This is a genomic window from Mycobacterium sp. ACS4054, from assembly GCF_001667275.1.
Classification (GTDB): Bacteria; Actinomycetota; Actinomycetes; order Mycobacteriales; family Mycobacteriaceae; genus Mycobacterium.
Genome location: NZ_LZHV01000044.1, coordinates 66,072 through 78,461 on the forward strand (window position 1 = coordinate 66,072; position 12,390 = coordinate 78,461).

General features: G+C 71.4%; 12 protein-coding genes. 4 read left to right on the forward strand and 8 right to left on the reverse strand.

Annotated elements, in window-relative coordinates:
- Window positions 1-25: 25 nt before the first annotated feature.
- The gene (locus A5730_RS12035) at window positions 26-1,432 is read left to right on the forward strand and encodes an ethanolamine ammonia-lyase subunit EutB (protein ID WP_067900175.1); all 1,407 of its coding nucleotides are present in this window, start codon (window positions 26-28) and stop codon (window positions 1,430-1,432) included.
- Window positions 1,432-2,235, forward strand: coding sequence for an ethanolamine ammonia-lyase subunit EutC (gene eutC / locus A5730_RS12040; protein ID WP_067900179.1), 804 nt, complete (start codon window positions 1,432-1,434; stop codon window positions 2,233-2,235). Before A5730_RS12035 ends, eutC begins: the two co-directional genes overlap by 1 nt.
- Here the strand turns inward: eutC and A5730_RS12045 are convergent.
- The 8 genes from A5730_RS12045 to clpB all read right to left on the reverse strand — a co-directional run bounded on the left by A5730_RS12045 (window position 2,159) and on the right by clpB (window position 10,656).
- Window positions 2,159-2,797, reverse strand: coding sequence for an SRPBCC family protein (locus tag A5730_RS12045; RefSeq protein WP_067900182.1), 639 nt, complete (start codon window positions 2,795-2,797; stop codon window positions 2,159-2,161). The two genes, eutC and A5730_RS12045, sit on opposite strands and share 77 nt — an antisense overlap.
- A gap of 54 nt (window positions 2,798-2,851) precedes the next feature.
- The gene (locus A5730_RS12050; RefSeq protein ID WP_082946809.1) at window positions 2,852-3,994 is read right to left on the reverse strand and encodes an XdhC family protein; all 1,143 of its coding nucleotides are present in this window, start codon (window positions 3,992-3,994) and stop codon (window positions 2,852-2,854) included.
- A gap of 135 nt (window positions 3,995-4,129) precedes the next feature.
- Window positions 4,130-4,774, reverse strand: coding sequence for an RNA methyltransferase (locus A5730_RS12055; RefSeq protein WP_067900272.1), 645 nt, complete (start codon window positions 4,772-4,774; stop codon window positions 4,130-4,132).
- On the reverse strand, window positions 4,771-5,679 hold the full coding sequence (locus tag A5730_RS12060) for a hypothetical protein (protein ID WP_067900185.1): 909 nt from the start codon (window positions 5,677-5,679) through the stop codon (window positions 4,771-4,773). Before A5730_RS12060 ends, A5730_RS12055 begins: the two co-directional genes overlap by 4 nt.
- Window positions 5,680-6,222 (reverse strand): orotate phosphoribosyltransferase, encoded by a 543-nt coding sequence (pyrE, locus tag A5730_RS12065; protein ID WP_067900279.1) that lies wholly within the window; start codon window positions 6,220-6,222, stop codon window positions 5,680-5,682.
- On the reverse strand, window positions 6,209-6,982 hold the full coding sequence (locus A5730_RS12070) for an SDR family oxidoreductase (RefSeq protein WP_067900276.1): 774 nt from the start codon (window positions 6,980-6,982) through the stop codon (window positions 6,209-6,211). Before A5730_RS12070 ends, pyrE begins: the two co-directional genes overlap by 14 nt.
- Before the next feature lie 54 nt (window positions 6,983-7,036).
- Entirely contained in the window at window positions 7,037-7,897 is an 861-nt protein-coding gene (ttfA, locus tag A5730_RS12075; protein WP_067900187.1) for a trehalose monomycolate transport factor TtfA, read from the reverse strand.
- Between the two features lie 206 nt (window positions 7,898-8,103).
- Window positions 8,104-10,656, reverse strand: coding sequence for an ATP-dependent chaperone ClpB (gene clpB / locus A5730_RS12080; RefSeq protein ID WP_067900190.1), 2,553 nt, complete (start codon window positions 10,654-10,656; stop codon window positions 8,104-8,106).
- 127 nt (window positions 10,657-10,783) lie between these two features.
- On the opposite strand from clpB, the gene A5730_RS12085 reads away from it, so the two are divergent.
- Entirely contained in the window at window positions 10,784-11,188 is a 405-nt protein-coding gene (locus tag A5730_RS12085; protein ID WP_067900193.1) for a DUF3060 domain-containing protein, read from the forward strand.
- 28 nt (window positions 11,189-11,216) lie between these two features.
- Window positions 11,217-12,389 carry an FAD-binding oxidoreductase gene (locus A5730_RS12090; RefSeq protein ID WP_067900196.1) on the forward strand — a complete coding sequence of 391 codons (1,173 nt, stop codon included), beginning with the start codon at window positions 11,217-11,219 and terminating at the stop codon, window positions 12,387-12,389.
- Window position 12,390 lies beyond the last annotated feature (1 nt).

Genomic DNA, 12,390 nt, shown 5'->3' on the forward strand with positions numbered 1-12,390 from the left:
CCCAGATCCTGCCTCATACTGATATATGCGCTACCGGCAAACCATTTCGGGAACCACGCACTCCTTCTCCGGCCTGGTCGACGTGATGGCGAAGGCGACGCCGTTGCGCTCGGGCGACCAGCTGGCGGGGTGCGCCGCCGACTCCGACGCCGAACGGGCCGCGGCCGCGTGGGTGCTGGCCGACATCCCGCTCGCGACGTTCCTCACCGAGGCGGTCGTGCCGTACGAGACCGACGAGGTCACCCGGCTCATCATCGACACCCATGACCGCGACGCGTTCGGCCCGATCGCGGGCCTGACCGTGGGGGATTTTCGCGACTGGCTGCTGGATGCCGCGTCCCGCGACGACGGCGCGCAGCGCATCGCCGCCGTCTCCCCGGGACTGACACCGGAAATGGTTGCGGCCGTGTCGAAGATCATGCGCAACCAGGACCTGATTTCGGTGGCCGCGACGACCAGCGCCACCGCGGCCTTGCGGACCACGATCGGGCTGCCGGGCACGCTCGCCACCCGGCTGCAACCGAACCACCCCACCGACGACCCACGCGGGATCGCCGCGGCGCTGCTCGACGGGCTGCTGATGGGTTGCGGGGACGCCGTGATCGGCATCAACCCCGCGACCGACTCGCCGCACGCGGCGTCCGAGCTGCTGCGCCTGCTCGACGACATTCGGCAGCGGTTCGCGATTCCCGTCCAGTCGTGCGTGCTGTGCCACGTCACCACCACGATGGAGCTGATCGAGCGCGGCGCCCCCGTGGATGTGGTGTTCCAGTCGATCGCCGGAACCGAGGGCGCCAACGCGTCTTTCGGCACCTCGATCGCGATGCTGCGGGAGGCCAACGAGGCCGCCCGGTCGCTGAACCGCGGCACCGTCGGAGACAACGTCATGTACTTGGAGACCGGGCAGGGTGCCGCGCTGTCGGCCGGAGCCCACCTCGGTGTGGGGAACAGGCCGGTCGATCAGCAGACGCTGGAGGCGCGAGCCTACGCGGTGGCCCGGGCGCTGCAGCCGCTGCTGATCGACACCGTGGTCGGATTCATCGGGCCGGAGTACCTCTACGACGGCAAGCAGATCATCCGCGCCGGGCTCGAAGACAACTTCTGCGGGAAACTGCTCGGCCTGCCGATGGGCGTCGACGTCTGCTACACCAACCACGCCGAGGCCGACCAGGACGACATGGACACGCTGCTCACCCTGCTGGGGGTGGCGGGCACCGCGTTCGTCATCACCGTGCCCGGTGCCGACGACATCATGCTCGGCTACCAGAGCCTCTCTTTTCACGACGCGCTGTATGTGCGAAAAGCGTTGGGGCTGCGGCCCGCTCCCGAATTCGAGGCGTGGCTGGCCGGCCTGGGCATGGCCGACGCCGAAGGCCGGATCCTGCCCGTCGACCTGGCGACGTCGCCGCTGCGCGCGCTGGCGGCCGGCTGATGACCGACCTGTGGGCACCACTGCGGGCGACCACGCAGGCGCGCATCGGGCTCGGGCGGGCGGGCAACTCGCTACCGACCCGGCGCGTCCTGGAATTTCAGGCCGCGCACGCCGCGGCGCGCGACGCCGTGCACGATCCCCTCGATTTCGACGGCCTCGTCCAGCGGCTGGGTGAGATCGGCATCGAGGCGCCGCTGCGGGTCTGCAGCCGGGCCAGCTCGCGCGGCGAATACCTGCGCCGGCCCGACCTCGGCCGCAGCCCGGCCGACCTGTCGAGCCTGCCAAACACCAAGGCCGACATCGGTTTTGTGCTCGCGGATGGCCTCTCGCCGCGTGCGCTGACCGACCATGCCGCGGGCATGGTCGACGCGTTGGTCCGCGCATTCGACGGCCGGTATCGAATTGCCCCGGTGGTCGTCGCGACCCAGGCGCGCGTCGCGCTCGGCGACCACATCGGTCAAACCCTCGGCGTCGCAACGGTTCTCGTGCTCATCGGTGAGCGCCCCGGGCTGTCGGTGGCCGACAGCCTGGGCATCTACCTGACGCATCGGCCGGCGCCCGGACGCACCGACGCCGACCGCAACTGCGTCTCCAACATCCACCCACCCGACGGCCTGGACTATGCGACGGCCGCGGCGGTCACCGCCGCGCTGGTCGCCGGCGCCCGCGAACTCGGCCGCTCGGGGGTCGCCCTCAAGGACACGACGCGGGCGGCGATCGGCGGTGCTAGCCCCTCCGGCCCAGCACCCAGCCCAGCAGCAGCGCGGCGAGCACGGCCAGCAGCACCGGGGCGTACTTCTTGAGCTGGTCGCCCCCGGCGAGGTCGAGCAGATCGATGGGCTCGGGCTCGGCGGCGTGACGCGGCTCCGGGGGGCGACCGATCTGCGGGGGGCCCTCCGGCGTCGCCGGCGCGGCCACCGCTTCGGCGGCCAGCTTGGCCTCGAGTGACTCGACGAACTGGCCCAGCAGCTTCTCCGACACCTGCTGCAGCATGCTGCTGCCGAACTGGGCCAGCTTGCCGGCGATCTTCAGGTCGGTGTCAACGGTGACGCCGGTCTTCTCGCCGTCGGGCTGCAGCACGGCGGTGACCGTCGCGGCCGCGTTTCCGGTGCCGCGCGTCTCCTTGCCCTTGGCGTCGATGACCGCCCGGTACTGCCCGCGGTCGTGCTCGACGAAGCGGACCTTGCCGCTGAATTCGCTGGTGACCGGCCCGACCTTGACCTTGACCTTGCCGAAGTAGTCCTCCCCCTCGTGGCCGGTGAGCTGAGCGCCGGGCATCAGCGGGATCACCTGCTCCAGGTCGCTCAGCACGTCCCACGCCTGGTCGATGGGTGCGCTGACGGTGAACTGGTTGGCGATCTTCATGCCCCGGGTCCTCTCGCGTTGACGACGGCGTCGAGCACCAGCCTACGGGCGGCACTACGGAAGTAGAGTGGGGTCCCCCGCGTCGTGGTGGATCCGCCCGACGATCTGGGTCAGCGGGCGGCCGCCGCCGCCCCAGCGCCTGGCGATGATGTCGGCGGCGATCGAGACCGCGGTCTCCTCCGGGGTGCGGGCACCGAGGTCCAGCCCGATGGGGCTGGACAGCCGGCCCAGCTCGGCGTCGGTCAGCCCGGCGGCCTTGAGCCGGGTCACGCGGTCGTCGTGCGTGCGCCGCGAGCCCATGGCCCCGACGTAGCCGACCTGCGGCAGGCGCAGCGCCACCTCGAGCACCGGCACGTCGAACTTGGGGTCGTGGGTGAGCACGCAGATCACGGTGTGGCGATCGACGGCCCCCGCCGCGGCCTGGGCGGCGAGGTAGCGGTGGGGCCAATCGACGACGACGTCGTCGGCCGTCGGGAAGCGGGCCCGCGTGGCGAACACCGGCCGGGCGTCACACACGGTGACGCGGTAGCCGAGGAAGGAGCCCTGCCGCGCCAGCGCCGCCGCGAAGTCGATCGCCCCGAACACCAGCATCCGCGGCGGCGGCGCATGGCTGGACACGAAGACCTCCATGCCGTCGCCGAGCCGCTGCCCGTCGGGCCCGTACTCCAGGACGTCGCTGCGGCCCAGCGCGAGCAGGCCGCGCCCGTCGTCGGCGACCGCGGCGTCCGCGCGCGCCGAACCCAGCGACCCCGCCACCCCGTCCGGCCGGATCACCAGCCGCCGGCCGACCCGGGTGGGATCCGGGTGGGCGATGACGGTCCCGGTCGCGACCGCGCGGCCCGCGGCGATGTCGTCGGCAACCGCGCCCAGTTCGGGGAACGTCGCGGCCGAAACCGGCTCGACGAACACGTCGATGACGCCCCCGCACGTCAGCCCGACCGCGAACGCGTCGTCGTCGCTGACGCCGTAGCGTTCCAGCCGCGCGACACCGGTCCGCGCGGCCTCGGTGGCGAGGTCGTATACCGCTCCCTCCACGCAGCCACCCGACACCGACCCGGCGACCGAGCCGTCCGGCGCCACCACCATCGCGGCTCCCGGCGGGCGCGGGGCGGACCGGAAGGTGCGCACCACCGTGCCGAGCCCCGCGGTGTCGCCCGCGCGCCAGACCGACATCAGCTCGGCAATCACGTCACGCACTCTCTTAACGTAGAGTGACGGCCTCAGGCCTCGCGTGTGAATCGTTGGCTTTGAGTGTGCACCCAGGGCGGCGACACGCCGAGAATCCGCGCCCTCAGCGCACGCTCGGATGGGACACGAGGGGAGGGACCGTGGCTACCAGGCGTGGGAGAGGTCGGCGTGCTGGCGAACCCAGGCGTGCATGGCGATCCCGGCGGCGACGCCGGCGTTGATGCTGCGGGTGGAGCCGAACTGGGCGATCGACACCGTCAGCGCCGCGCCCGCCCGGATGTCGTCGGTGATGCCCGGACCCTCCTGACCGAACACCAACAGGCACTCGCGCGGCAGCGCGGTCTCCTCCAGCCGGGCCGCCCCCGGAACGTTGTCCACCGCGACCACCGTCAACCCGGCGTCCCCGGCGAAGCCCAGCAGTTCGGCGGTGTTGTCGTGATGGCACAGCCGCTGATAGCGGTCGGTCACCATGGCGCCCCGGCGATTCCAGCGCCGCCGGCCCACGATGTGCACGGTGTGCACCGCGAACGCATTGGCGGTGCGCACCACCGACCCGATGTTCGCGTCGTGCCCGAAGTTCTCGATCGCGACGTGCAGCGGGTGCCGGCGCCGGTCGATGTCGGCGATGATCGCCTCCCGCGTCCAGTACCGGTAGGCGTCGACGACGTTGCGAGTGTCGCCCTCGCGCAACAGGATTGGGTCATACCGCGGGTCGTCGGGCCGCTCGCCAACCCACGGCCCGACCCCGCCGCCCGGCGTCGCCCACTCGGTGGGCCCGGGACCGGTCATCGCGGCGTCCACACCCCGGCGTGGGTGCCGTCGACCGCCACCGTCGCATACAGCAACGCCTCGTTGATCTCGCCCTGCGTGCACAGCGACGCGCTGACGTGCACCGCGTCCAGCGACGCGTCGGGCAGGACCAACACCGACGACCCGTACACCGCGCAGGCCGGGTTGAGCCCGGCGCCGGGCAGCGTCGGCGACGCGAGCAGCATCAGCGGGCCGCCGCGCTTGGCCGAGTCGTCGCGGTACCGGGCCGCGATCCCGTCGACCTCGAGGCCCAGCAGCATGAAGCCGTTCCCGTTGAACGCCGCCGGGTCGCCCAGCTGCGCCTTGGTCATCGGGGCGCCGTCGGCGCGCCAGGCCGACAGGCTGGTGGTCTTGACCGCCACGCCGGTGTCGTTGGCGTTGGTGGGCATCAGCCCCACCGGAAACGCGGCCGGGTAGGCCGCCGAGCTGTTCGGGATCCGGTCGCGCGGCGAGTAGGTGTACACGCCACGGACCTGGCTGCGATCCTTAAGCGGCCCAAGGCAAACCGTCCCGGCGAGCCGGTCGCCGGAAGCCGACAGCGGCGAGTGGACCTCGGGCGCCTTGTCCGTCGGGCGATCACAACTGCCCACCCCGTTGGACTCCATCGGATGCGACAGCGCGCCGTAGAGCCCGAACCGGATGTCCTCGGGTTTGGCGTGCGGCGCCTTGGGGTTGGCCGCGGAGGCGTCGACGTCGATCAGCACGTAGTCGCCGTCCCAGCGCAGGTTCGACACCGACATGTTCCAGCCCAGCAGCGACAGCGACTCGCCGAGCCGCGCGCCCTGCGCGCCGTACGGGCGCACCGGTTGGCCGGCCCCCGAGCACCCCGTCAGGCAGGCCAGCACGCAGGCCGCTACCGCGAGAAGCTGTGCGCGGCAATGCAATTAGCCCAGCCCCAGATCGGCGAGGCCCAGCACGCTGCGGTACGGCAGGCCCTCGGCCTCGATGGCCTCGGCGGCGCCGGTGGAACGGTCGACGACGGTGGCCACCCCGACCACGTGCCCGCCGGCCTCCTGGACGGCGTGCACCGCCGTCAGCGCCGACGCGCCGGTGGTGCTGGTGTCCTCGACCACCAGCACCCGCTGGCCGGAAACCTCGGAGCCCTCGATAAGGCGTTGCAGCCCATGGGTTTTCGCGGACTTGCGTACCACGAACGCGTCGATGGGGCGGCCCGGGGCGTGCATGACGGCCGTGGCCACCGGGTCGGCGCCCAGCGTGAGCCCGCCGACCACGGCGTAGTCCCAGTCGCTGGTGAGGTCGCGCATCAGCGTGCCGATCAGGGCGGAGGCCCGGTGGTGCAGCGTGGCGCGGCGCAGGTCGACGTAGTAATCGGCCTCCTTGCCCGACGACAGGGTGACGCGGCCGTGCACCACCGACAGCCGGCGCACCAGCTCGGCCAGCTCCGCGCGGGAGTCAGGTCCGGCCACGGCCACCGCCGATTCGCTTGGTCACGGCCCGGATCAGGGTCCGCGGGATCATCCGCTCGGCGGCGATGATCGCCTTGTATTGCAGGCCCGGGATGCTGATCACCTTGCCGTGGGCGATGTCGGCCAGGCTCTGATTCACCACGTCGTCCACCTCGAGCCACATGAACGACGGCGACTTGGCCATGTCGATGCCGGCCCGGGCGTGAAATTCGGTGTGCACGTAGCCCGGGCACACGGCGTGCACCCCGACGCCGGTGCCCTGCAGGCCGACGGACAGGCCCTCGCTGAACGAGATCACCCACGCCTTGGACGCGGAGTAGGTGGAGCCGCGGCCCGGCACCAGCCCGGCGACGCTGGCGATGTTGATGACGGTGCCGGCGCCGGCGTCCAGCATGGCCGGCAGCGCGGCGCGGGTCAGGTGCATGACGGCGGTGACGTTGACGTCGAGCTGCGACTGCAGCAGCGCGGGGTCGGTGGCCCAGAAGTCGCCGGAGGTGCCGAAGCCGGCGTTGTTGACCAGCACCCGCACGCCCCGGGCCAGCCGTTCGCAGACCTGCTCGCGGCCGGCCGCATCGGCCAGGTCGGCGGGCAGCACCTCGATGTCGCCGGCCCGGTCCGCGAGTTCGCCGGCCAGGTCCGTCAGCCGGTCCACGTCGCGGGCCACCAGGACCAGGTCGTAGCCGTCGTTCGCGAAGCGTCGCGCGAAGCCGGCGCCGATCCCGGACGTGGGCCCGGTGATGAGGGCTACGGGGCGGGGCATGAGCGACATCCTAATGACGGCGGCCGCGCCGCCCGTCCGGCGCCCGGGGCGCCGTCAGTGCTGATAGTTGGTGGCCTGATGGCCGTTGCGCCCGGCCGGCGGCGGCCGGCGGACGGCGTCCGGGGCGCGCTGCTCCCGGCGGATCGGCTCGGCGGGCCGGCGGGCGGCCTCCGAACCGAGCAGGCCGGAGACGTCCTGCTGCGCGCGCCGGGGCGGCAGCTCCGCGCGGCCGGCGGGCGCCAGCGGGCGACCGGGCGACGCGCTGCGCAGCGCCGCGGGCGCGCCGGCCTCCTGCTGGGTTTCCTCCGGCAGCGGCGGCAGCACCCGCAGCAGGTCGTTGAACTGGCGCACGGTGCGCAGCCCCTCGTCCCACTGGGTGCGGGTGCTGGTGATCGGCAGGGCAACCAGCGTCCAGTTCTGCTCGTTCCACATGATCTCGGCGGAGTCGGGTGCGGTGTGGGCGAAGGTGACCATGCGGCGGTCGCAGGCCCGCCGCGCGGCGTCCAGGTTGGTGGAGTACACCATCCGTGGGCCGATGGCGCCCAGCAGCCAAATGTCGCTCTCCCGTGGCTCTTTGAGGCCCTTGAGGCGAAGGTCCACCACGACGTTGGTGCCCACCTTGCGGTGCAGCGCGATCACGGTGGCGACCTCTTCGAGGTCGAAGATGTACACGGCCTCGCCGCGGATCTGACCCAGCACCACGTTCTGCGCGGCGATGTCGCCGACCGTCGAGATCACCCCGCGCTTCCAGCGCTTGAGGATGTCGGCCGATTCACGCTCGTAGTCGAACCCGTGCGACCGCGCCCACGACTTGCGGCGCCTGCTGCGTCCGCGGCGTCGATCGAGGTCGACGTACAGCAGCACGCCCGCGCCGACGAAGCACAGCGCGGACAGCGTGAACCAAAGGGGGACCATCCCACACAGGGTATCCGCAATCGTGCCGGAATAAAGAAGTCCGGCTGGTCACAACCCAATTACAGGACAAAACACGCCACTCATGCGCCGAACGTCGACCTGTTGGGCGATTTCGGATGAAATGCCTACAACAAGTCGACGTTCGAGCCGCCTCAGCCGATGGTGGTGACCCGCTTCGCCCGGCTCCGCCGCGCTCGCGATCACCACTAGCCCAGGATCAGCGAATCGCCGTCCGGGCTGACGTTCACCGGCACGGTGTCGCCGTCGTGCACGTCGCCGGCCAGCAGCAGCTTGGCCAGCTGGTCGCCGATAGCCTGCTGCACCAGGCGGCGCAGCGGCCGGGCGCCGTAGACCGGGTCGAACCCGCGCTGCGCCAGCCACTGCTTGGCCGGCAGCGACACCTCGAGGGTGAGGCGGCGCTGCGCCAGCCGCTTCTGCAGCTGGGCCAGCTGGATGTCGACGATCGCCACCAGCTCGCCGGGCTCGAGGCCGTGGAAGATGATCACGTCGTCGAGCCGGTTGATGAACTCGGGCTTGAAGGCCGAGCGCACCGCGGCCATCACCTGCTCCTCGCTGCCGCCCGACCCGAGGTTGGACGTCAGGATCAGGATGGTGTTGCGGAAGTCGACCGTGCGGCCCTGCCCGTCGGTCAGCCGGCCCTCGTCGAGGACCTGCAGCAGCACGTCGAACACGTCCGGGTGCGCCTTTTCGATCTCGTCGAACAGGATCACCGTGTACGGCCGGCGGCGCACCGCCTCGGTCAGCTGGCCGCCCTGGTCGTAACCGATGTAGCCGGGCGGGGCGCCGACGAGGCGGGCCACCGAGTGCTTCTCGCCGTATTCGCTCATGTCGATGCGAACCATCGCGCGCTCGTCGTCGAAGAGGAACTCCGCCAGCGCCTTGGCCAGCTCGGTCTTACCGACGCCGGTCGGGCCGAGGAACATGAACGACCCGGTCGGCCGGTTGGGGTCGGCGACGCCGGCCCGGGACCGCCGCACGGCGTCGGAAACCGCCTGGACGGCTCGCCGCTGCCCGATGACGCGCTTGCCCAGCTCCTCCTCCATGCGCAGCAGCTTGGCGGTCTCGCCCTCGAGCATCCGGCCGGCGGGGATGCCGGTCCACGCCGACACCACCTCGGCGATGTCGTCGGGCCCGACCTCCTCCTTGAGCATCACGTTCTCCCGCGCCTCGGCCTGGGGCAGCGCCGCATCGAGCTTCTTCTCGACCTCCGGGATGCGCCCGTACCGCAGCTCGGCGGCCTTGGCCAGGTCGCCGTCGCGCTCGGCCCGCTCGGACTCGCCGCGCAGCGCCTCGAGCTGCTCCTTGAGCTCGCGGACCACGTCGATCGCGCTCTTCTCGTTCTGCCAGCGGGTGGTCAGCTCGGCCAGCTTCTCCTTCTGGTCGGCCAGCTCGGAGCGCAGCTTTTCCAGCCGCTCCTTGGACGCCTCGTCCTCCTCCTTGGCCAGCGCCATCTCCTCGATCTCGAGGCGGCGCACCAGGCGCTCGACCTCGTCGATCTCGACGGGCCGGGAGTCGATCTCCATCTTCAACCGCGAAGCCGCCTCGTCGACCAGGTCGATGGCCTTGTCCGGCAGGAAGCGGGCGGTGATGTAGCGGTCGGACAGCGTGGCCGCGGCCACCAGGGCCGAGTCGGTGATGCGCACCCCGTGGTGCACCTCGTAGCGGTCCTTCAGCCCGCGCAGGATGCCGACGGTGTCCTCCACCGACGGCTCGCCCACCAGCACCTGCTGGAAGCGGCGCTCCAGCGCGGCGTCCTTCTCGATGTACTTGCGGTACTCGTCGAGCGTGGTGGCGCCGACCAGGCGCAGCTCGCCGCGGGCCAGCATCGGCTTGATCATGTTGCCGGCGTCCATCGCGCCCTCGCCGGTCGCGCCGGCGCCGACGATGGTGTGCAGCTCGTCGATGAACGTGATGATCTGCCCGGCAGAGTTCTTGATGTCGTCGAGCACGGCCTTGAGGCGCTCCTCGAACTCACCGCGGTACTTGGCGCCGGCCACCATCGAGCCCAGGTCCAGGCTGATGACGGTCTTGTCGCGCAGGCTTTCGGGCACGTCGCCGGCGACGATGCGCTGGGCCAGGCCCTCCACGATCGCGGTCTTGCCGACGCCGGGCTCACCGATGAGCACCGGGTTGTTCTTGGTGCGACGGCTCAGCACCTGCACGACGCGGCGAATCTCGTTGTCCCGCCCGATGACCGGGTCCAGCTTGCCCTCCCGGGCGCGGGCGGTCAGGTCGGTCGAGTACTTCTCCAGCGCCTGATAGGTGGCCTCCGGCTCGGGGCTGGTCACCCGGGCGCTGCCGCGCACCTTGACGAAGCCGTCGCGCAGGGCCTGCGGCGAGGCGCCGTGGCCGGTCAGCAGCTTGGCGACGTCCGAGTCGCCGGTGGCCAGGCCGACCATCAGGTGCTCGGTCGAGACGTACTCGTCGTCCATCTCGGTGGCCAGCTGCTGGGCGGTGGTGATGGCGGCCAGCGATTCGCGCGACAGCTGCGGCTGCGAGCTGGCGCCGCTGGCCTGGGGCAGGCGGTCGACCAGGCGCTCGGCCTCGGTACGAATGGTCGCGGGCTGGACGCCGACAGCCTCCAGCAGCGGCCCCGCGATCCCGTCGGCCTGTGTCAGCAGGGCCATCAGCAGATGCGCGGGCCGGATCTCGGGGTTACCGGCGGCCGAGGCCGCCTGGAGCGCCGAGGTCAGCGCCGCTTGCGTCTTGGTTGTCGGGTTGAAAGAGTCGCTGGCCAAACCGGGCCACCTCCGTTCGGGTAGTTCCAAATGCTTGTCGCGATGTACAACGCCGTCAAGGTTGAGTCTGTTCCGCTCAACTCTAACGAGTTTTGGGCGGTATGGCGCAGGGGGTACCCCCGTATCGATGACGCAAATGAAGCGGCACCGGCGCCCTAACACCCTCACGCTGGCCATCGTGGCCGGCGGGCTGGCGTTGGGCGGCCTGGCCGCGACCGGATTCGGCGCCGATCTCGCCGGCGCCGGTCCGTCGGCGACGGTCCCGGAGTCGGGCACGCTGCAGGTCAACGGGACCGGCACCACGAAGAGCGTCCGTTGCCAGGGCGGCTACCTGTCGGTCAGCGGACAGACGAACACGGTCACCGTCACCGGCCACTGCACCAGCGTCAGCGTCTCTGGCCACGGCAACCGCGTCGCCGTCGACAGCACGGACGCGGTGAGCACGTCCGGAACCGGCAACGCGGTCACCTACCACTGGGGCTCCCCCAACGTGGTCAGCGCCGGAACGGCCAACACCGTCAAGCAGGGCTGACCCGGCCGCGAGCCTAGAATCGGGGCCCGTGGGGCTCGAGGACACCGAAGCGTTGCAGTTGTTGCGCGACGCCTTCGGCGCGGACGAGTCCGGGCCCGGCAACGAGGTCGTGCGCCGGTTCTACACCCAGTGGTTCGCCCTCGACCCGGCGGTGCGCGACCTGTTCCCGCCCGAAATGGGCGGACAGCGGGCGGCTTTCGCCCACGCGCTGCATTGGGTGTACGGCGAACTCGTCGACCAGCGCGCGCAGGAACCGGTGGCCTTTCTCGCTCAGCTCGGCCGCGATCACCGCAAATACGGTGTGCTGCCGGAGCATTACGACACGTTGCGGCGCGCGCTGTTCTCGGCGCTGCGGGCGCACGTCGGCGACGCCTGGACCCACGCCGTCGACGACGCGGCCAACCAATCGCTCAACCTGATCACCGGGGTGATGCGGGGTGCCGCGGACGCCGAGGAGGGGCCGGCGTGGTGGGACGGCACCGTGATCGAGCACATGCGGGTCTCCCGGGACCTCGCGGTCGTCCGGCTGCAGCTCGACCGGCCGATGGACTATCACGCCGGGCAGTACGTCAATGTGCATGTCCCGCAATGCCCGCGGCGCTGGCGCTACCTGTCCCCCGCCATCCCGGCGGACCCGGGCGGTGGCATCGAGTTCCACGTCCGCGTGGTGCCGGGCGGCCTGGTCAGCACCGCGATCGTCAACGAGGCGCGGCCCGGCGACCGGTGGCGGCTGTCCAGCCCGCACGGCGGCCTGCGGGTCGACCGGGAGGGCGGGGACGTGCTGATGGTCGCCGGCAGCACCGGTCTGGCGCCCCTGCGGGCGCTGATCATGGACCTCAGCCGGTACGCGGTGAACCCGCGGGTGCACCTGTTCTTCGGCGCCCGCTACCGCTGCGAGCTCTACGACCTGCCGACGCTGTGGCAGGTGGCGTCCCACAACCCGTGGCTGTCGGTGTCGCCGGTCTCGGAGTACAGCGCCGACCCGGCGTGGGCCGCCGACTATCCCGATTGCACGCCGCCGCGCGGCCTGCACGTGCGGCAAACCGGCCGGCTGCCCGAGGTGGTGACCAAATACGGCGGCTGGGGCGACCGGCAGATCCTGGTCTGCGGCGGGCCGGCGATGGTGCGGGCCACCAAGGCCGCCCTGATCGCCAAAGGCGCTCCGTCGGAACGTATTCAGCACGACCCACTGTGGAGGTAAG

Coding starts and splice junctions, on each gene's coding strand:
- A5730_RS12070 (WP_067900276.1), bottom strand. CDS start 6,982: ATGCCCCGCCCCGTAGCCCTCATCACCGGGCCCACGTCCGGGATCGGC.
- A5730_RS12045 (WP_067900182.1), bottom strand. CDS start 2,797: ATGAAGATCGCCAACCAGTTCACCGTCAGCGCACCCATCGACCAGGCG.
- eutC (WP_067900179.1), top strand. CDS start 1,432: ATGACCGACCTGTGGGCACCACTGCGGGCGACCACGCAGGCGCGCATC.
- ttfA (WP_067900187.1), bottom strand. CDS start 7,897: ATGGTCCCCCTTTGGTTCACGCTGTCCGCGCTGTGCTTCGTCGGCGCG.
- A5730_RS12035 (WP_067900175.1), top strand. CDS start 26: ATGCGCTACCGGCAAACCATTTCGGGAACCACGCACTCCTTCTCCGGC.
- A5730_RS12085 (WP_067900193.1), top strand. CDS start 10,784: ATGACGCAAATGAAGCGGCACCGGCGCCCTAACACCCTCACGCTGGCC.
- A5730_RS12055 (WP_067900272.1), bottom strand. CDS start 4,774: ATGACCGGTCCCGGGCCCACCGAGTGGGCGACGCCGGGCGGCGGGGTC.